18 protein-coding genes are annotated in these 18,811 nt (G+C 59.8%); 9 read left to right on the top strand and 9 right to left on the bottom strand.

Going from position 1 to position 18,811, the window contains the following annotated elements:
• The first annotated feature begins 31 nt into the window (after positions 1–31).
• From ACFVTJ_RS03810 to hspQ, 4 genes are all read left to right on the top strand, one after another.
• Positions 32–370 carry a P-II family nitrogen regulator gene (locus tag ACFVTJ_RS03810; protein ID WP_003515720.1) on the top strand — a complete coding sequence of 113 codons (339 nt, stop codon included), beginning with the start codon at positions 32–34 and terminating at the stop codon, positions 368–370.
• 71 nt (positions 371–441) lie between these two features.
• A complete protein-coding gene (gene glnA / locus ACFVTJ_RS03805; RefSeq protein WP_004442307.1) occupies positions 442–1,851 on the top strand; it encodes a type I glutamate--ammonia ligase in 1,410 nt (469 codons plus the stop codon).
• 96 nt (positions 1,852–1,947) lie between these two features.
• A complete protein-coding gene (locus tag ACFVTJ_RS03800) occupies positions 1,948–2,868 on the top strand; it encodes a DMT family transporter (protein ID WP_386904743.1) in 921 nt (306 codons plus the stop codon).
• A gap of 76 nt (positions 2,869–2,944) precedes the next feature.
• A complete protein-coding gene (gene hspQ / locus ACFVTJ_RS03795) occupies positions 2,945–3,274 on the top strand; it encodes a heat shock protein HspQ (protein WP_386904741.1) in 330 nt (109 codons plus the stop codon).
• Between the two features lie 98 nt (positions 3,275–3,372).
• Here the strand turns inward: hspQ and ACFVTJ_RS03790 are convergent, their stop codons facing one another.
• A complete protein-coding gene (locus ACFVTJ_RS03790; RefSeq protein ID WP_386904739.1) occupies positions 3,373–4,032 on the bottom strand; it encodes an invasion associated locus B family protein in 660 nt (219 codons plus the stop codon).
• 306 nt (positions 4,033–4,338) lie between these two features.
• Here ACFVTJ_RS03790 and ACFVTJ_RS03785 point away from each other — a divergent pair, with 306 nt between their 5' ends.
• From ACFVTJ_RS03785 to ACFVTJ_RS03775, 3 genes are read left to right on the top strand one after another with little or no spacing between them, the layout of a single operon-like run.
• Positions 4,339–6,186, top strand: coding sequence for an extracellular solute-binding protein (locus ACFVTJ_RS03785; RefSeq protein WP_386904737.1), 1,848 nt, complete (start codon positions 4,339–4,341; stop codon positions 6,184–6,186).
• A 39-nt stretch (positions 6,187–6,225) separates the two neighbouring features.
• Entirely contained in the window at positions 6,226–6,894 is a 669-nt protein-coding gene (locus ACFVTJ_RS03780) for a DsbA family oxidoreductase (protein WP_386904735.1), read from the top strand.
• Positions 6,895–6,944: 50 nt separating this feature from the next.
• Positions 6,945–7,877 carry a DMT family transporter gene (locus ACFVTJ_RS03775; RefSeq protein ID WP_386904733.1) on the top strand — a complete coding sequence of 311 codons (933 nt, stop codon included), beginning with the start codon at positions 6,945–6,947 and terminating at the stop codon, positions 7,875–7,877.
• Between the two features lie 54 nt (positions 7,878–7,931).
• Here ACFVTJ_RS03775 and ACFVTJ_RS03770 read toward each other — a convergent pair whose 3' ends face one another.
• From ACFVTJ_RS03770 to ACFVTJ_RS03760, 3 genes are all read right to left on the bottom strand, one after another.
• Positions 7,932–8,276 (bottom strand): hypothetical protein, encoded by a 345-nt coding sequence (locus ACFVTJ_RS03770; protein ID WP_144573999.1) that lies wholly within the window; start codon positions 8,274–8,276, stop codon positions 7,932–7,934.
• A gap of 362 nt (positions 8,277–8,638) precedes the next feature.
• The gene (gene mfd, locus ACFVTJ_RS03765) at positions 8,639–12,136 is read right to left on the bottom strand and encodes a transcription-repair coupling factor (protein WP_386904731.1); all 3,498 of its coding nucleotides are present in this window, start codon (positions 12,134–12,136) and stop codon (positions 8,639–8,641) included.
• Between the two features lie 4 nt (positions 12,137–12,140).
• Complete coding sequence (locus ACFVTJ_RS03760; protein ID WP_386904729.1) at positions 12,141–12,452, bottom strand: succinate dehydrogenase assembly factor 2; 312 nt, start codon at positions 12,450–12,452, stop codon at positions 12,141–12,143.
• A gap of 187 nt (positions 12,453–12,639) precedes the next feature.
• Here ACFVTJ_RS03760 and recG point away from each other — a divergent pair, with 187 nt between their 5' ends.
• Together recG and ACFVTJ_RS03750 are read left to right on the top strand one after the other, a co-directional pair.
• The gene (recG, locus tag ACFVTJ_RS03755) at positions 12,640–14,745 is read left to right on the top strand and encodes an ATP-dependent DNA helicase RecG (protein WP_386905270.1); all 2,106 of its coding nucleotides are present in this window, start codon (positions 12,640–12,642) and stop codon (positions 14,743–14,745) included.
• Between the two features lie 12 nt (positions 14,746–14,757).
• The gene (locus tag ACFVTJ_RS03750; RefSeq protein WP_149740855.1) at positions 14,758–15,030 is read left to right on the top strand and encodes a hypothetical protein; all 273 of its coding nucleotides are present in this window, start codon (positions 14,758–14,760) and stop codon (positions 15,028–15,030) included.
• A gap of 24 nt (positions 15,031–15,054) precedes the next feature.
• Here the strand turns inward: ACFVTJ_RS03750 and ACFVTJ_RS03745 are convergent, their stop codons facing one another.
• The 5 genes from ACFVTJ_RS03745 to glmS all read right to left on the bottom strand — a co-directional run bounded on the left by ACFVTJ_RS03745 (position 15,055) and on the right by glmS (position 18,713).
• Positions 15,055–15,345 (bottom strand): type II toxin-antitoxin system mRNA interferase toxin, RelE/StbE family, encoded by a 291-nt coding sequence (locus ACFVTJ_RS03745; RefSeq protein ID WP_065655168.1) that lies wholly within the window; start codon positions 15,343–15,345, stop codon positions 15,055–15,057.
• Positions 15,342–15,587 (bottom strand): CopG family ribbon-helix-helix protein, encoded by a 246-nt coding sequence (locus ACFVTJ_RS03740; RefSeq protein ID WP_065655213.1) that lies wholly within the window; start codon positions 15,585–15,587, stop codon positions 15,342–15,344. Before ACFVTJ_RS03740 ends, ACFVTJ_RS03745 begins: the two co-directional genes overlap by 4 nt.
• A 118-nt stretch (positions 15,588–15,705) precedes the next feature.
• The gene (locus ACFVTJ_RS03735; protein WP_386904726.1) at positions 15,706–16,374 is read right to left on the bottom strand and encodes a DUF502 domain-containing protein; all 669 of its coding nucleotides are present in this window, start codon (positions 16,372–16,374) and stop codon (positions 15,706–15,708) included.
• Positions 16,375–16,386: 12 nt separating this feature from the next.
• On the bottom strand, positions 16,387–16,890 hold the full coding sequence (locus ACFVTJ_RS03730; protein ID WP_386904724.1) for a GNAT family N-acetyltransferase: 504 nt from the start codon (positions 16,888–16,890) through the stop codon (positions 16,387–16,389).
• Positions 16,887–18,713, bottom strand: a complete 1,827-nt coding sequence (gene glmS, locus ACFVTJ_RS03725; RefSeq protein ID WP_386904723.1) for a glutamine--fructose-6-phosphate transaminase (isomerizing) — start codon at positions 18,711–18,713, stop codon at positions 16,887–16,889. The genes ACFVTJ_RS03730 and glmS overlap by 4 nt, the downstream gene beginning before the upstream one ends.
• Positions 18,714–18,811: the final 98 nt, after the last annotated feature.

Here is an 18,811-nt window from a genome sequence, read left to right as displayed (position 1 = left end):
TTTAACGGGAGAAGCGGAGAGATATTTTCTCATGAAAAAGATCGAAGCGATCATTAAGCCTTTCAAGCTCGATGAAGTGAAGGAAGCCCTTCAGGAAGTCGGACTTCAGGGAATCACGGTCACGGAAGCAAAAGGCTTTGGTCGTCAGAAGGGCCACACGGAACTCTACCGCGGTGCAGAGTACGTTGTGGACTTTTTGCCGAAAGTGAAAGTCGAAGTCGTATTGGCGGATGAGAATGCGGAAGCCGTCATCGAGGCGATCCGCAATGCGGCGCAGACAGGACGCATCGGCGATGGAAAGATTTTCGTTTCCAATGTCGAGGAAGTCATCCGCATCCGAACCGGTGAAACAGGCGTGGACGCCATATAATTAAAAAAAGTCCCGAGCCGGGGAGGCTTGGGTTTTCACCTCGTCATCATCACACTCAAGGAAAAGTTTAAATGACGACCGCAAACGATATCTTGAAGCAGATCAAGGATAACGACATCAAGTTCGTGGACCTGCGCTTTACCGATCCCAAGGGCAAGCTGCAGCACGTCACCATGGACGTGGTATGCGTCGACGAAGACATGTTCGCCGACGGCGTCATGTTCGACGGCTCCTCGATCGCCGGCTGGAAGGCCATCAACGAGTCCGACATGGTGCTGATGCCCGATCCGGCAACCGCCCATGTCGATCCGTTCTTCGCCCAGTCCACCCTGGTCGTCCTTTGCGACATTCTCGACCCGGTTTCGGGCGAAGCCTATAACCGCGACCCACGCGGCACTGCCAAGAAGGCCGAAGCCTACCTTAAGGCTTCCGGTATCGGCGACACCGTTTTCGTCGGCCCCGAGCCTGAATTCTTCGTCTTCGACGACGTGAAGTACAAGGCAGACCCCTACAATACCGGCTTCAAGCTGGATTCGTCGGAACTGCCGTCCAACGACGACACCGACTACGAGACGGGCAACCTCGGTCACCGTCCGCGTGTCAAGGGCGGTTATTTCCCGGTTCCGCCGATCGACAGCCTGCAGGACATGCGCTCCGAAATGCTGACGGTTCTGGCCGAAATGGGCGTCGTCGTCGAAAAGCACCACCACGAAGTGGCTGCCGCTCAGCACGAGCTGGGTGTGAAGTTCGATACGCTCGTCTCCAGCGCCGACAAGATGCAGATCTACAAGTACGTCGTGCACCAGGTCGCCAATGCCTATGGCAAGACGGCAACCTTCATGCCGAAGCCGATCTTCGGCGACAACGGCTCGGGCATGCACGTTCACCAGTCGATCTGGAAGGGCGGCAAGCCGACCTTCGCGGGCGACGAATATGCCGGTCTTTCCGAGACCTGCCTGTACTACATCGGCGGCATCATCAAGCACGCCAAGGCCATCAACGCTTTCACCAACCCGACCACCAACTCCTACAAGCGTCTGGTGCCGGGTTATGAAGCGCCGGTTCTGCTCGCTTACTCCGCGCGCAACCGCTCTGCCTCCTGCCGTATCCCCTTCGGCTCCAACCCGAAGGCAAAGCGCGTCGAAGTCCGCTTCCCGGACCCGACCCAGAACCCCTATCTCGGTTTTGCGGCCATGCTGATGGCCGGCCTCGACGGCATCAAGAACAAGATCCACCCCGGCAAGCCGATGGACAAGGACCTTTACGACCTTCCTGCCAAGGAACTGAAGAAGATCCCGACCGTTTGCGGTTCGCTGCGCGAAGCGCTGGAAAGCCTAGACAAGGACCGCAAGTTCCTGACCGCCGGCGGTGTGTTTGATGACGACCAGATCGACTCGTTCATCGAGCTGAAGATGCAGGAAGTCATGCGTTTCGAAATGACCCCTCACCCGGTCGAATTCGACATGTACTATTCGGCCTGATTGGCCCTGCGAGCGCTCTCTGGGCGCTCGATCCATCTCGGCGGTTTTCCCCGGAAAGCCGCCGTTTTCTTTTGAAGCCCAGCCGTATCGTAAAGAATGTCGAACAAGCCAGCCACGCAGCAAACACGCCTCACGGACTGGCTCATCTTTCTGGCTGTGCCGTTCTTTTTTTCCAGCAACGTCATTTTCGGCCGCGGCGTCGTCGGCGAAGTCTCGCCTTTCATCGCCGCTTTCATCCGCTGGATGGGCTCGACCCTCATCATCGCACCCTTCATGGTCGCCGACTGGCACAACTTCCTTGCTTTTGTGCGGCGCAAGACGCTGCTTTGGCTCGTCCTTGGCATTCTCGGCATGGGTATCTGCGGCGGCGTGGTCTATTGGGGTCTGACCATGACCACGGCCGCCAACGGCACGCTGATCTACACGACATCGTCCCTGTTCATCATCCTGTTCCAGCGCATCTTTCAGGGCCGGCCGATCCGCAAGCTTGAAGTGGCAGGCATGATTATCGCCTTCGCCGGCGTCGCCGCCATCGTGCTCAAGGGCGATATCTCCGCTCTCCGGCATATGAATTTCAACATCGGCGATTTCGCGATCCTGACAGCTGCCATCGCCTTTGCGATCTATTCGCTGCTGCTGCGCGAACCGGCAGCACGGCAGATGGCCTCCTTAAGCCTTTTCGGTCTGATCGCGCTCTCCGGCGCGCTTGTCCTTCTGCCGCCGGCAGCACTGGAACTGGCACAGGGCGGCATGTTGCCCACCACGCCAATCGCCTGGGCGAAGATCGGCGGCATCATCCTCTTCGCCTCGCTTCTGGCCTTCTACTGCTTCACCCATACGGTGCGTGTTTTCGGTCCGGCCACGGCAGGCATCACGCTTTACATGATGCCGCCGGTCTCGATCCTCATGGCCACGTTTTTCCTCGGCGAGAGCTTCGAGACCTATCACGCCATCGGCATCGTACTCGTCACCGGCGGCGTCGTTCTCGCCACTGCGCCGATTGGCCGAAGGCGCTGAACACCCCGTCAAAACCGCTAGGTCTTGATATTTCCCAATGCACACCCAACTAATATTGGGAAAGGAAATTCATGCCATGAAACAAAGAGACGCAAAATTCACGCTTGGCGAGATCGTCCGCCACAAGGTGTTTCCGTTCCGCGGCGTGGTCATCGACGTGGACCCGGAATACGCCAATACCGAGGAATGGTGGAACGCCATCCCGGCAGAAATCAGGCCGGATCGCGACCAGCCCTTCTACCATCTTCTGGCGGAAAACGAGGAGACGGAATATGTCGCCTATGTTTCCGAACAGAACCTCGTACACGACGAAGACGAGACACCGCTCAGAAACCAGAATATCGGCCGCATCTTCGACAAGTCGCCAAACGGCGAATGGCGACCGAAAATGTCGACGGCACACTGACGCCCGCCAACCATCCCCCCTCCCAGGGACGTAAAACACGCATAAAAAAACCGGTCTGTCGCCAGACCGGTTTTGTCATTCTTGATACTTTGCAGCAATCAGGGCTTCGGCGCGCCCTTGGCGGCATCCTGAGCGGCTTCCAGCTTCTTGCGAGCTTCTTCAGCCTTTTTCTGCATGCCTTCCTGCAGGCTGCGCTGGCTTTCAGCCAGCTGCGACTGGGAAATGGCAGCACCATCGTAAGCGCCGGTGAAACCGGTCAGCGCGATCTTGATGGGGTTCGGCGCGCGGCGGAAGTTGATGGAGGTGAAGACCACCTCGCTACCCTTCTTCAGCGAAGCGATCATGGCATCCGTCAGCGGAACTTCGGCCGTGCACTTGTCGGGAAGGCAAACGGCGTAGTCGAGCTTCTGGCCCTTGCCGCCATCGATCTGCATCATCACACCAGGAGGAATGAGACGCGCGGTCGGAACGGAAACCTGCAGCAGCTTGCGGTTGACCTTACCTTCAACGGTGATGAGGCCGACAGCGGTAATCATCTGGCCGTTCTGGGCAAGAACCACGTTCTGCACGACGCAGACATCGTTGTCTTCCTGCTTGGAGCAAGTCTTGAACCAACCGAGGGGCGGAGCGCCAGCGCCACCCTGAGCGGCCGGTGCAGCATCCTGCGCCTGCGAAATGGCCGGAGCGGAAACTGCGCCGAGAGAAAGGACCAGAGCGGACAGAGCCGTCCGGGTGAATGTGTTTGCCTTGTGCATCATAAGAGTTCCGTCTCCTGAATGTCTGCCAGAACAGGCCGTTCGAGGCTCTGTTCGTCGATGGCGGTATCCTTCTGCCCGTTCAACTGTCGTTTAAATGAGGCAAATGCGTGACCCGTCTCTTCCGGCCACCCTGTTACATGCCGTTCGCGGCGATATCCAGCACTTCTTTAACTTTTTCTTGAGCGGACCCAAGATTTCCCGCGCCCGCATGGGTCCTGCAATGTCCCTGTGCTACATATCTGCCAGAATCATGATGATAAACGGTCCTGACGCACATCGGACGGACAGTTGAGACAGGACAGTGACATGCGCAACCTTGCGGCCCTCATCCCCGCATTGTTTCTTTTGGGATCATCCCTGCTTCCCGGCGGGAGTGCCGTAGCGCAGCCGCTGCACGCCATCTCGATGCATGGCACACCGGCGCTTCCCGCGGATTTTTCACACCTGCCTTATGTCAATCCGGACGTGAAGAAAGGCGGTCGCATTTCTTACGGCGTTGTCGGCACTTTCGACAGCCTCAATCCCTTTGTTCTCAAGGGAATGCGCACCACGGCCCGTGGTGTTTGGGATCCTGAGTTCGGCAATCTTCTTTACGAGCCGCTGATGTCGCGCTCCAGCGACGAGCCCTTCAGCCTCTATGGGCTACTCGCCGAAACCGTGGAGTGGGACGACGAGCGCAGCTTTGTCCAGTTCAACATCAACCCCAAGGCGAAATGGTCGGATGGCGAGCCGGTAACGCCCGATGATGTGATCTTCACCTTCAATCTCCTGAAGGAAAAGGGCCGCCCGCCTTTCAACAGCCGTCTCGACGGCGTGGCCAAGATGGAGAAGACCGGCGAACGCAGCGTGCGCTTTACCTTCAATGAAAAAGCCAATCGCGAAACCCCGCTTATTCTCGCCTCCTCCACGCCGATCCTGCCGAAACATGCGATCGATCCGGAAAAATTCGAGCAGGCGGGCCTCGGCGCGGTTGTCGGCTCGGGTCCATACCGAATCAAAACGCTGCGTCCGGGTGAACGAATCATCTGGGAGAGAAACCCCGACTACTGGGGTAAGGATATTCCAGGCAAAGTTGGCTTCGATAATTACGACGAAATCAGCATCACCTATTTCCTCCAGGTTACAACCATGTTCGAGGCCTTCAAGAAGGGCGATATCGACATCTACCCCGAAGGCGACGCCATCAACGGCACCTCCGATACCTCCCATTGGGGACAGGCTTACAATTTCCCGGCCGTCCATCGCGGCGATATCGTCAAGGACGTGTTCCAGCCGCGCCTGCCGACCGGCATGTTCGGCCTCGTCTTCAACACCCGCCGTGCCGTCTTCGCTGACGAAAAGGTACGCGAGGGCCTTACCTATGCGTTCGATTTCGAATGGATGAACAAAAACATCCTCGGCGGCTCCTTCAAGCGCACCCAGAGCTACTGGCAGAACTCGCCGCTCGGCGCCTATGGTAACGCCGCCGACGCGCGTGAGCTGGCGCTGCTTGGCGACGCGGCGAAGACCATGTCTCCGGAGCTGCTGGCCGGCACCTACGCCCTGCCTACGACAGACGGCACGGGCGCCGACCGCAAGGTGCTCAAAATGGCCGTCGACACGCTGAAAGAGGCTGGCTACAGCATCAAGAACGGCAGGATGTCCGATGCCAATGGCCGCCAGCTCGCCTTCGAGATCATGACGCAAAACCCGGCGCAGGAACGTATCGCGCTTGCCTATCAGCGCTCGCTGAACCTGATCGGCGTCGCCATGGGCATCCGCTCGGTTGATGACGGGCAATATCAGGCCCGCTCGAACAGCTTCGATTACGACATGATCATCCGCTCCCTGCCCTCGTCGCTTTCGCCTGGTATGGAGCAACTGAACCGCTGGAATTCGCTTTCGCGTGATGCGCAGGGCAGCTTCAACTATGCAGGTGTTGCCAATCCCGATATAGACCGGATGATAGAGGCGCTGTTGCAGGCCCGCTCGACGGAAGATTTCCAGGCGGCCGTGCGCGCCTATGACCGTCTTCTCGTAGCCGGCCATTATATCATTCCGCTCTATTACATCGGCGCCCAATGGGTCGCACGCTGGAAATATATCGACCGCCCGGATATGACACCGATACAGGGCAATCAGAAACAGACCTGGTGGGACGCGCGGGCGCAATAACCTGCCACCGTCAGATCGATCATATAAGGAACCTCAGCCATGGAACGCATCGTTGTTGACGTCGTATCGGACATGGTCTGCCCGTGGTGTTACCTCGGCAAGGCCCGGCTCGATCTCGCCATTGCCGAGGTCCAGGATGAAATCAGCGTTGACGTGAACTGGCGTCCCTACCGCCTCAACCCGGACTATCCGCCGGAAGGCGTCGACCAGAAAGCAGCGCTTGAGGAAAAACTCGGCAAGGAGCGTCTGGAACAGGCGCATGCCTCGCTGGTTCAGCTCGGCAGGGAAGTTGGCATCAACTACAATTTCGACGCCATCAAGATCGGCCCCAACACGCTTGATGCACACCGCCTGTCGCTTTGGGCCCATTCCGAAGGCCGCGATGTCCAGGAGAAGGTCGTGACCGGCCTGTTCAAGGCCAATTTCGAAGAGGGCCGCAACATCGGAGATCACACCGTGCTGATCGACGTTGCCGCAAAGGCCGGCATGGATGCGAAAGTGGTCGAACGGCTGCTGGCTTCGGACGCGGACAAGGACACGGTCGTCGCCGAAATCGATGCTGCCCAGCAGATGGGCGTCGCCGGTGTACCCTTCTTCATCATCGATCAGAAATACGCCATAAGCGGTGCACAAACGCCAGACGTCCTAATTGCTGCATTGCGGGATATTGCAAAAATCAAGGCGGACGAGCATAGATCGATGAACTGACGGCCAAACCACCGGCGGTTTTCTGCAACTCGATTTTCCGCCGGTGCTCCGTGTCCGACCAGACCCTGAAAGGCATTTTACTCGCCTTTGCCGCCTTTGCTGCCTACGCCTGGAGCGATGCCAGCGTTAAACTCATAGAAGGCCAGATTTCGCCGATCGAATCGGTCTTTTTCGGCGCCTTGTTCGGCCTTGTCGCCCTGCCCTTCATCCGCAAGCGCAATGACAGCTGGCTGGATGTGGTGAAGACGACCAACCGGCCCTTGTGGATCATCCGCTTTTTTTCCGCCGGGACCGGCGCGGTCGGCAGTGTGACTGCCTTTACCCATCTCTCCATGGCCGAGGCCTTCGCGCTGATCTTCCTGCTTCCTTCCTTCGTCACCATCATGTCAGTGGTGTTCCTCAAGGAACAGGTGGGCATTCGCCGCTGGTCGGCCGTCATCATCGGTTTTGTGGGTGTGCTCATCATTCTGCGGCCTGGATTCCGAGAATTGGGCATCGGCCATCTGGGCGCCATCATCGCCGGCTTCAGCGGCGCGCTCAGCATCGTCATCTTCCGCGCCATGGGCCCATCGGAAAAGAACGTTTCGCTTTATGGCGCCGGCGTGCTCGGCTGTCTCGTCATCAGCGGCGTTGCCATGGTGCCGACATTTGTCATGCCGGGTGGGGAACAATGGCTGCTGCTGGCAGGGTACGGCCTGCTCGGCGCGCTTGGTAACGTCCTGGTCATGTATGCCGCCCAATATGCGCCGGCCGCTATGATCGGTCCGACGCAATATAGCCAGATGCTCTGGGCAATTCTCTTCGGTTATCTGATTTTCGGCGACCGTATCGACGGATGGATGCTGATCGGCATCGCCCTCATCGTCGGCTCGGGCCTGTTGACGCTGATCCGTGAAAAGCAGAGAAAAGTACCGCTTCCCGCCTCGATCGCCGCGACCGACCAGAACGTGGCTGTTGGCATCACCCCGGAAGACAGCCGCTAGCCAAAATCATGCAAAAACCGGCGACGCTCTGCACGCCGCCGGTCTGCCAGTCGATCAATCGCAAACCCTGACCCGATACATGTCACCCCAGGCATTCTGCCTCCAGGCAACGTGGCAGCGCGGATAGACCGGCTGGTAAACAACAGGCGGGCCATAAGCCGGGGAAGCGTAGACGGGTGGACCGTAAGCCGGCGCGTAATAGGCGGGGCCGTAAGCGTAGCCCGGGTGTCTTGCACCCGCAATCAGCGCTCCGCCAATGATCGTGCCTGCGATGCCGGCGGCAAGGCCGCGGCCGAAATTATTGCGCGCTTCCGCCTGGCTGGTGGTGGCAATTGTGGTGCCCGCAATTGTCAAAGCAACCAGACCAGCGGTGGCAAACCTGTTGATATTGGTCCACATCGTCCTGCTCCTTCATTACCCGGCGGCTTAACGATCCGCCGCACCGGGTATGAGGATGAGATTACGCCTGCGAAGAATACCGGTAGATGTCCGTTTCGTTACATCGCGGTAATTTTGGCTGAAGGCTTTGGGAAGATTAGCAACCTGGTAGCGGCTGCAGGCGGGTGGGGTTTACCCCCCTCTGCCCTGCCGGGCATCTCCCCCTCAAGGGGGAGATCGATATGCGGCAACATCTCGCACATCTCAACCCCTTCGAATGAGGCGGCAACGGCGCCTCTTGCTGATCTCCCCCCTTGAGGGGGAGATGCCCGGCAGGGCAGAGGGGGGTAAAGCCCCACCCACCGCCCCCCAAAGGCTCAAATCTACGACCGAGCCAGCTCCGCAAGCTGCGTCATGATCATCGCCGCACCCGTCAGCCGCTTTTCCGGCGTCGGCAGATCACGGTTGAGGAACAGGCTATGGTCCGGCCGGATCTTCGCCATCGATCCCTGCTTGCCGATGTAACCGACCAGCGCCGCCGGGTTGGGGAATTCCTTGTTGCGGAACTGCACGACAACGCCCTTCGGCCCGGCATCCAGCTTCTCCACATTCGCAATGCGGCAAAGCGACTTGATGTAAACGATCTTGAGCAGATGCTGCACTTCTTTCGGCAGCGGGCCGAAGCGGTCGATCATTTCAGCGCCGAAACCGTCGATCTCGCTGATATCCGCAAGCTCGCCAAGCCGGCGGTAAAGACCCATGCGAAGATGCAGATCAGGAACGTAGTCTTCCGGAATCATGACCGAGGTGCCGACCGAAATCTGTGGCGACCAGCCGCTATCCTGCACCTGCTCGTCGCCCTTCACTTCGGCCACGGCCTCTTCCAGCATTTGCTGATAGAGCTCGAAACCGACTTCCTTGATATGGCCGGATTGTTCCTCGCCGAGCAGATTGCCCGCGCCGCGAATATCAAGATCGTGGCTCGCCAGCTGGAAACCGGCGCCGAGCGTATCGAGCGATTGCAGTACCTTCAGCCGCCGCTCCGCCATCGTGGTCAGTACCTTGTTGACCGGCAGGGTGAAGAGCGCAAAGGCGCGCACCTTGGAGCGGCCCACGCGGCCGCGCAGCTGGTACAGCTGGGCAAGACCGAACATATCGGCACGGTGCACGATCAGCGTATTGGCGGTCGGCACGTCAAGGCCGGATTCGACGATGGTGGTCGACAGCAGCACATCATATTTGCCGTCGTAAAAGGCATTCATGATGTCTTCAAGTTCGCCCGCCGCCATCTGCCCATGCGCCACAGCCACCTTCAGCTCCGGCACATCCGATTGCAGGAAGGCGTGGATATCGGCGAGATCGGCAAGACGGGGGCAGACGTAAAAACTCTGGCCGCCGCGATAATGCTCACGCATCAAGGTCTCGCGGATCACCAGCGGATCGAAGGGCGAGATGAAGGTGCGCACCGCCATGCGGTCGACCGGCGGCGTGGTGATGAGCGAGAGTTCGCGAACGCCGGTCATCGCCAGCTGCAGCGTACGTGGAATTGGCGTCGCAGAAAGCGTCAGCACATGCACATCGCTTTTCAGCTCTTTCAGCCGCTCCTTGTGCTTGACGCCGAAATGTTGCTCTTCGTCGATGATGAGCAGGCCTAGATTGGCAAAGCTGATGCCCGCGCCGAGCAGCGCATGCGTGCCGACGACGATATCCGTCTTGCCATCGGCCACTTCCTTTTTGGTCAGCGCCAGTTCCTTGGAGCCGACAAGACGGGACGCCTGCTGCACGCGGATGGGCAACCCGCGGAAGCGCTCCGAGAAAGTGCGGAAATGCTGGCGGGCGAGAAGCGTTGTTGGCACCACCACCGCCACCTGCACGCCATTCATGGCGGCAAGGAAGGCTGCGCGTAGCGCCACTTCGGTCTTGCCGAAGCCAACGTCGCCGCAGATGAGGCGGTCCATCGGCCGGCCGGCCGCGAGATCCTCCCGCACCGCCTCGATGGCGTTCAGCTGATCCTCGGTTTCGTCGTAGGGGAAACGAGCTGCAAACTCATCGTAGAGCCCGTCCGGCGCAATGAGCTCCGGCGCATGGCGCACCAGACGCGCGGCTGCGATGCGGATAAGCTCATCGGCCATGTCGAGCAGGCGCTTCTTGAGCTTGGCCTTGCGCATCTGCCATGCGCCGCCGCCGAGCTTGTCGAGAGTGGCTTCCGCCGCGTCGGAACCGTAACGGGACAGAAGATCGATGTTTTCAACCGGCAGAAACAGCTTGGCGTCATCGGCATAATGCAGTTCCAGACACGCGCGCGGCGCACCCGCCGCCTCGATGGTCCGCAGGCCGACGAAACGGCCTATACCATGTTCGGCGTGGACGACCAGCGAGCCCTCGTCCAGCCCAGCCACTTCCGAGATGAAATCGGCACCGCGCTTGCGACGCTTCGAGCGACGCACCATACGGTCGCCGAGAATATCCTGCTCGCCAATAACGGCAAGGTTTCCCGTCTCGAAACCCGCTTCGAGGCTCAGCACCGCCGAGGCCGCCTCGCCTTTTCCGAGCTTCTCCACCTCTTTCAGCGAGGTGACCGGCTTGATCTTCTCAAGCCCATGCTCGTTCAGCACCTGCAGCAGCCGGTCGAGCGAACCTTCCGACCAGCCTGTTATCAGCACCTTCCAACCCTTGGCGCGGCGCTCGGCAATATGCTTCACGGCCAGATCGAAGACATTGACCCGTTCTTCGCTTTCGCCTTCGGTTGGCGGCCGCGCCCAGCGCGGTCCTACATGCGCGTCCAGCGTGGCGACGGGTCTTCCCTCGCTATCCTGCTCATTGAAGGGCGTCAGACGCACCGCATTGACGGCAGACAGGGCCGTGTCGAAATCCTTGCCGTTGAGATAAAGCTGGCCGGGAGACACGGGCTTATAGGGCGCGCCCTGCGTCGAACCTTTGGTTTCGCCGGAACTTCTCCGCGCTTCGTAATAATCGAGCACCAGCTTGGAGCGCTCCTTGGCTGCCTCGCGCGCCGTATGATCGGTGACGATGCGGAACCCTTCGAGATAATCGAAGGCGGTCTCCAGCTTCTCGTAAAACAGCGGCAGCCAGTGCTCCATGCCCGCATAACGGCGGCCCTCGGAGACGGCCTGATAAAGCGCGTCGTCGCGCGTCGCCGCGCCGAACAGCGACAGGTAATTTTTGCGGAACCGGCTGATCGTATCGGGCGTCAGGGTCACTTCGCTCATCGGGTTCAGGTCGAGCGAGCGCGCCTGGCCGATGGTTCGCTGGCTGGCCGGATCGAAGGTACGGATGCTCTCCAGCGTATCGCCGAAGAAATCGAGCCGCACAGGCTCTTCGGTTCCCGGCACGAAAACATCGAGAATACCGCCGCGCACGGCGAACTCGCCCACTTCACGCACCGTCGCGACCCGGTCGAAACCGTTGCGCTCCAGCCGCGCGGCAATATCCTCCATGCGGATCTGGTTGCCGGGTCTCGCAGAGAAACCAAGGCTTTCGATGATCTCGCGCGGGGCCATCTTCTGCAGCATGGCGTTGACGGTGACCAGCACGATGGCCGGATGCGGTTTCTTCGCGTGGCTGATGAGACCGGCAAGCGCCGCCAGGCGACGCGCCGACGTGTCGGCGCTTGGTGACACGCGGTCATAGGGAAGGCAGTCCCAAGCCGGCAGCGTCATGACCGGAATATCGGGCGCAACAAAGCCGAGGATTTGCTCGAGATCGGCAATGCGCTGGCCATCCGACATGACATAGGCGACCGAGGTGCCTGCGCGCGCCATCTCGGCAAGCAGCAGCGCTTCCATGCCTGCGGGCACGTTTCCGATGGTCAGCGGCGTATCGGCCGACGACACCAGCTTTGCATCGAATCCGGCTATCATGGTTTCAGGCTTTCACGTTGTCTGCGGTGACGAGATCGAAATCGGGACGGTAGGAGGCGATCTTTTCAAACAGCGGGGTCTGGAATTTCTCCGGGATGGCAAGCGCGCCCGTCACCATCTTGACGAGGTCATTGTCTTCTTCCGCCATGATAATCTCAAGCTCATCGAGCTGGTCATCGGAAAGCAGCGCAATATTGTCTTCCGCGAATTGCCCGAGAACGAGGTCCATCTCGCGAATGCCGCGGTGCCAGCAGCGATAGAGTATCCGCCGGCGTCTCGGATCGAGGTCGGCACTCGTGCGCACCAGTCCAGTCATCGCATTCACCTTTCGGTTGGCTATTCAACAGGATGTTGACTGCGACCTCCTATAGAACAGGAGGCGAACGCTTGGGAACCGGTTTTTATCGAAATAATGCTGCAGCCGTGAAATCTGCCGGTGATAACCCGCCTTTGTGATAAGCGAAGTCTTGCATAAGCCGCCCCCTTCCCCGATTTTGCTGGCCATGCGCCCGGCCATTCTCGATCCGCTGTTTGCCTCCGTCTCCACGCTTGCCGGCGTGGGGCCGAAGCTCGCCGATCTCCTGGCCAAGCTCTTGAGCCGGGAAAGTGCCGACGATACCCGCGTCATCGATCTCCTCTTCCACGCGCCCTCCAACGTCATCGACCGCCGCAACCGTCCCGGCATCGCGCTGGCCGCGCCCGGCGCCATTGTCACCATCCAGGGACGTGTCGACCGTCATCAGCCGCCACCGCCGGGAAACCGCAACGCGCCCTATCGCGTGTTCTTGCACGATGAGACCGGCGAACTGGCGCTGACCTTCTTCCGCGCCAAGGGCGACTGGCTGTCCAAGGCGCTGCCTGTCGATGAAGAGGTTCTGGTCAGCGGCAAAGTGGACTGGTTCAACGGCCGCGCCTCCATGGTGCATCCGGATTTCATGGTGAAGCTTTCCGAGGCGGAAAATCTGCCGCTTGTGGAAGCGGTTTATCCCATGACCGCCGGCCTTTCCGCCAAGGTGTTGCGCAAGGCGATCGAAGGCGGGCTCTCGAAGCTGCCGGTCTTCCCGGAATGGATAGACGAGACACTCAAGACCCGGCAGGGCTTCGGTGACGTGGCGTCCAGCTTCCGCGAATTGCACGATCCGCGCGACAGCGCCGATATCGATCCTCAGGCCCCGGCACGCAGACGGCTTGCGTACGACGAATTCCTGGCCGGGCAGCTCTCACTGGCGCTGGTGCGCCAGCGGCTGCGCAAGGTGGCAGGCCAGCCGATCCGCGCCAAAGGCGATATCGCCGCAAAGATCCTGTCGCAACTGCCCTTCTCGCTGACGGCAAGCCAGAGCGCGGCGGTGAAGGATATCCTGACCGACATGGCCGGCGAAGACCGCATGTTGCGGCTGTTGCAGGGCGATGTCGGCGCCGGCAAGACGCTGGTGGCGCTGATGGCCATGGCGACGGCGGTGGAGGCCGGAGGACAGGCGGTGCTGATGGCGCCGACCGAAATCCTCGCCCGTCAGCATTATGCCACCATCTCCAAACTCGCACAGGCCGTGGGCCTCACAGTGGAAGTGCTGACCGGCCGCACCAAGGGCAAGGAGCGCCGCGAGATCGAGGAGCGCGTCGCCTCGGGCGAAGCGCAGATCGTCATCGGCACCCACGCGCTGTTTCAGGACAGCGTGAGCTACAAGAACCTTGTGCTGGCCGTGGTGGACGAACAGCATCGCTTCGGCGTGCATCAGCGCCTGCGCCTCACCGCCAAGGGCATCACGCCGCATATGCTGGTCATGACCGCCACGCCCATTCCACGCACGCTGGTACTGGCTGCCTTCGGGGATATGGATGTCTCCAAGCTCACCGAAAAACCGGCTGGCCGCAAACCAATCCAGACCGTGACGATCCCCACCGAACGCATCGGCGATATTGTCGAGCGGCTGCGCGCAGCACTGAAGGACGGCAAGAAGGCCTACTGGATTTGCCCGCTGGTGGAGGAGACGGAGGAGTCCGACCTGATGTCGGCAGAAGAGCGCCACGCGGTTCTGTCGCAAATGCTTGGCGCCAATATCGGTCTCATTCACGGACGTATGAGTGGCCCGGAAAAAGACGCCGCCATGTTGGCCTTCAAGAACGGCGAAACCCGGCTTCTGGTGGCAACGACAGTGGTGGAAGTGGGCGTCGACGTGCCTGACGCGACGATCATGGTCATCGAACATGCCGAACGTTTCGGCCTTGCCCAGCTTCACCAGCTGCGCGGCCGCGTTGGCCGTGGCAACGAGGCCTCCACCTGTATCCTGCTCTATAAGGGCCCGCTCAGCGAAAACGGCCGTGCCCGGCTCTCCATCCTGCGCGACAGCGAGGACGGCTTTCTGATCGCCGAGGAAGATTTGAAGCTACGCGGCGAAGGCGAGCTGCTCGGCACCCGCCAGTCCGGCACGCCGGGCTTCCGCATCGCCAGCCTTGAGGCCCATGCCGATCTTCTCGAAATCGCCCGCAAGGACGCAGCCTACGTCATCGAGCGCGACCCGGAACTGACCGGCCCGCGCGGAGAGAGCCTGCGCACCCTGCTCTATCTGCACCGCCGCGACGAAGCGATTCGTTTCCTGCACGCCGGCTGAAAGTGAACCGCCATGAACATGATCGACCCGCGCCGCCCGCCACCCGCCTTCCGCAAGGGATACGCGCTGTGCTCGCCGCAGAACATCCTGCAACCCGAGACATTTGCAAAGAGCGCGAAAAAGGCGATTGGCAAGGCGTTCAAGAAGCCCGGCCGCAAAAAGGCTTGGGCGGAGGCACTGGAACAGGGCTGGAGCGTGCGCCTTGTCTATATGCGGCTTTTCGTTCCCGTGTTCCACGCCACGACCACCGGAACCGAGGTCGATGATCTGGACGACGAGGATTGACCATGAAGTCCGGAGACTGTTGGGCTAAAGCGCCGAAGGCCACCGCTGCGATGTGTGGATGATCGTCAAAATTTCGATATCCTCGTCCACACGATAGGCAATGATGTAGGAAATGTCGGGAAGCACGGCTTCCCGTGTTCCTCTGATGCGTCCGACCCGCCCCATGGCTGGCTGTTCCACCAACATATCAACCGCTGAAACAATGCGGGAAATTACCCGGGCAGCAGCCGCTGGATTATCCTTTTCGATATGCGCACCAATTTCATCGAGCCGTCGCAGCGCCCGTAAGGTCCAACGAATTCGCCGGTCACTCATGACGGCCGGGCGGATTTTACATATTTCCCGACAATGTTTGCGAGATCCTCAGCTGTCCCGAACTCTCCGCGATCGGCTTCCGCCACACCCGCCTCGATCTCGGCAAGCTGCCACTCCTCGCGGGCGATAAAGTCCTCAATCGCCCGTGCCGCCATGTAGGATCGCGACCGGTCAAGTTTTTCCGCCAATTGGTCGAGTTTGTCAGCAACCTCATCAGGCAGACGCACAGTAAATGCAGTCATAATCGCAACCCTTGTTGGTTCACTGTGATTATTGGTGAACCACATTGGTTCGTCAACTGTATGGCTTTACCTTCCTCGGTGAGAATGGAGGACGGAATCTAGCGCCTTGCGAATGCGTTCAAACCGGCGCGATCATCTTTGGCGGTGTGAAATCCGGTGCAACAAGACCACCCGATATCAGCAGTTTCGCCGCATCTTCCGGTGTCATGTCCAGCATCACGATCTTGTCTTTCGGTACGAACAGCAGGAAGCCCGCTGTCGGCACCGGTGTGGGCGGCAGGAACACGGCGACCATCTGCTGACCCATTTCGTTGAAACGGTGGGCAAGCTCACCCTTGACTTCGGAGGATACGAACACCATCGCCCAGGTGCCTGACGATGGAAATTCGATAAGCCCGACCTTTTTGAAGGAGTTCGAATGCTCCTTCAGGACGGATTCGAACAGCTGCTTGATGCTCTTGTAAATCGGCCGCACCAGCGGCATGCGGTTGAGCACGGATTCGCCGACGCCGACGATCCATTTGCCGATCAGGTTGTTGCCGAGAAAGCCGATAAGCGTGATGCCGATGACGGCGATCAGCAGTCCGAAGCCGGGGATCGCCACATCGAAATATTGCTCGGGATCGTAACGGGCGGGAATATAGGGTTTCACCCAGCTATCCGCCCATTGCAGGAAGCTCCACACCAGCCACATGGTGATGGTGACGGGCGCGAGGATCAGAACGCCCGTGAGGAAACTGTTGCGCAGGCGGGCTGCGAAGGAAATTTTGGGAGGAATCTCGGTCATTTACCGTTCGCGTTAAGCGTTGTCGCCATCGAAAGCCGGATGAAAACCGACAATGCCGGATGGAGTTCCGCCATGCAAGCGCAAGGCCAACAAATATTTGTCAGGAATGCCTTTGCTGGTGAGGCCGTCGAAACGCTCGAATCCGAACCGGCCGTAATAGTGCGGGCTACCCGCCAGAACGCAGCCGGCCGCTTCAAGGCGATCCAGCGTCGCAATCCCCTCCCGAACAAGACGCGATCCGATGCCCTGACGCTGCCTGTCCGGGGAGACCGAAATCGGGCCAAGCGCAAACCAGCGCCCTTCTGTCTCGGATAGTGTTGTCGGCGAAAAGGCGACATGGCCGATGATCTGCCCGCCATCTTCCGCCACCAGCGAAACGACCAGCGCACCCGCTTTGCGCAGCCGGTCAACGATAAGATGTTCCGTCTGGTCGCTAAACGACATGTCCCGGAACGCCGCTTCCGTCAGCCTTCCAATCGCCTCTTCATCTTCCTGCCGCTCCGGCCGGATGATCATTCCACCGTTACCGACTTCGCCAGATTGCGCGGCTGGTCCACATCAGTGCCCATGAAGACGGCGGTGTGATAGGCGAGCAGCTGTATCGGCAGCGAGAAGACCATCGGCGCAATGAGCTCATCGACATTGGGCAGCGTGATCGTCGCCATAGTGTCGAGCTTGGACGCCGCGGCGCCCTTCTCGTCGGTGATGAAGATGATACGGCCGCCGCGCGCGGCGACTTCCTGCATGTTCGAAACGGTCTTTTCGAAGAAGCGGTCATGCGGCGCAATGACGATAACGGGCATGTTCTCGTCGATCAGCGCGATCGGGCCATGTTTCAACTCGCCGGCGGCATAACCTTCGGCGTGGATATAGGAGATTTCCTTGAGTTTCAGTGCACCTTCCAGCGCCAGCGGGAAGCTGGTGCCGCGACCGAGATAAAGCACGTCCTTGAACCGGGAGAGATCGCGCGACAGCGCTTCGATCTGCGGCTGTATGCTGTTGAGGACCTTGCTCATGATGCGCGGCATCTCGGTGAGATGGCGAACCAGTTCAGTTTCCTGCTGAGGCGTGATCGTGCCACGCGCTTTTCCAGCGGCAACGGCAAGCGAAGCGAGCACGGCAAGCTGACAGGTGAAGGCCTTGGTGGAGGCCACGCCGATTTCCGGACCGGCAAGGATCGGGAAAATTGCATCGGATTCGCGGGCCATGGTCGATTCACGCGTATTGACCACCGCGCCGATCTTCAGCCCTTCCTGCTGGCAATAACGCAGAGCCGCCAGCGTATCGGCGGTTTCGCCCGATTGCGAAATGAACAACGCGGCCTGGGTGGGAAGGAGCGGGATTTCGCGGTAGCGGAATTCGGACGCGACATCGATTTCCACCGGCAGACGGGCATAACGCTCGAACCAGTATTTGCCGATCAGGCCGGACAGATAAGCCGTGCCGCAGGCGGAAATGGCAAGGCCGGAAAGCTTGGAGAAGTCGATTGCCGTGTCGGCCTGCTTCACGGTCTTGCTGGCGAAATCCACGTAATGGCTGAGCGCATGGGAAATGACTTCCGGCTGCTCATAGATTTCCTTTTCCATGAAGTGGCGATGGTTGCCCTTGTCCACCACATAGGCCGTCGCCTGCGAGATCTGACGCTCGCGCTTCACCGGCTTGCCGGAGAAATCGATGATCTCGGCACCCTGCCGGGTCACGATGGCGCAGTCGCCATCCACCAGATAGGTGATCTCGTTGGTAAAGGGCGACAGCGCGATGGCATCCGAACCGAGGAACATTTCGCCCCGCCCGTAACCGACGGCAAGCGGCGGGCCGGAGCGCGCCGAGAGAAGCGTGCCGGGTTCGTCCTTGAACATCACCACCAGCGCATAAGCGCCCGTCACGCGGTTCAGCATCTTCAGCATCGCTTCGCGATGGCCGAGACCCTCGCGGGTATATTTCGCCAGAAGCTGCGCCACCACTTCGGTGTCCGTCTGGGTGGTGAAGGTCGCGCCCTCGGCGGTCAGCTCTTCACGCAGCTCCGCGAAGTTTTCGATGATGCCGTTATGGACGACGGCAACGCCATCAACGAAATGCGGATGGGCATTGGTTTCGTTGGGAACACCATGCGTGGCCCAGCGCGTATGGGCGATGCCGACCACACCCGGCAGCGGCTTTTCCGAAACCAGCTTCTCGAGATTGAACAGCTTGCCTTCCGCCCGGCGGCGATCCATCGCACCATTGTCGATAGTGGCGACACCAGCCGAATCGTAACCGCGATATTCGAGACGCTTCAGCGCATCGACAAGTCGTTCAGCAACGGGCTGGGTTCCGACAATTCCGACAATTCCGCACATATATTTCTCCAGACGGCGATCTCTTCGCCGAAACTACTAACGGTTCCCGAACAATCCGCAATTATGGCGCCGGTCACTTTCGGTATCGTTTGGTAACG

The organism is Agrobacterium sp. NPDC058088, assembly GCF_042885035.1.
GTDB lineage: Bacteria > Pseudomonadota > Alphaproteobacteria > Rhizobiales > Rhizobiaceae > Agrobacterium.
The sequence above is the reverse complement of the archived record's forward strand: the minus strand, read 5'-3'. Positions and strand labels throughout refer to the sequence as shown.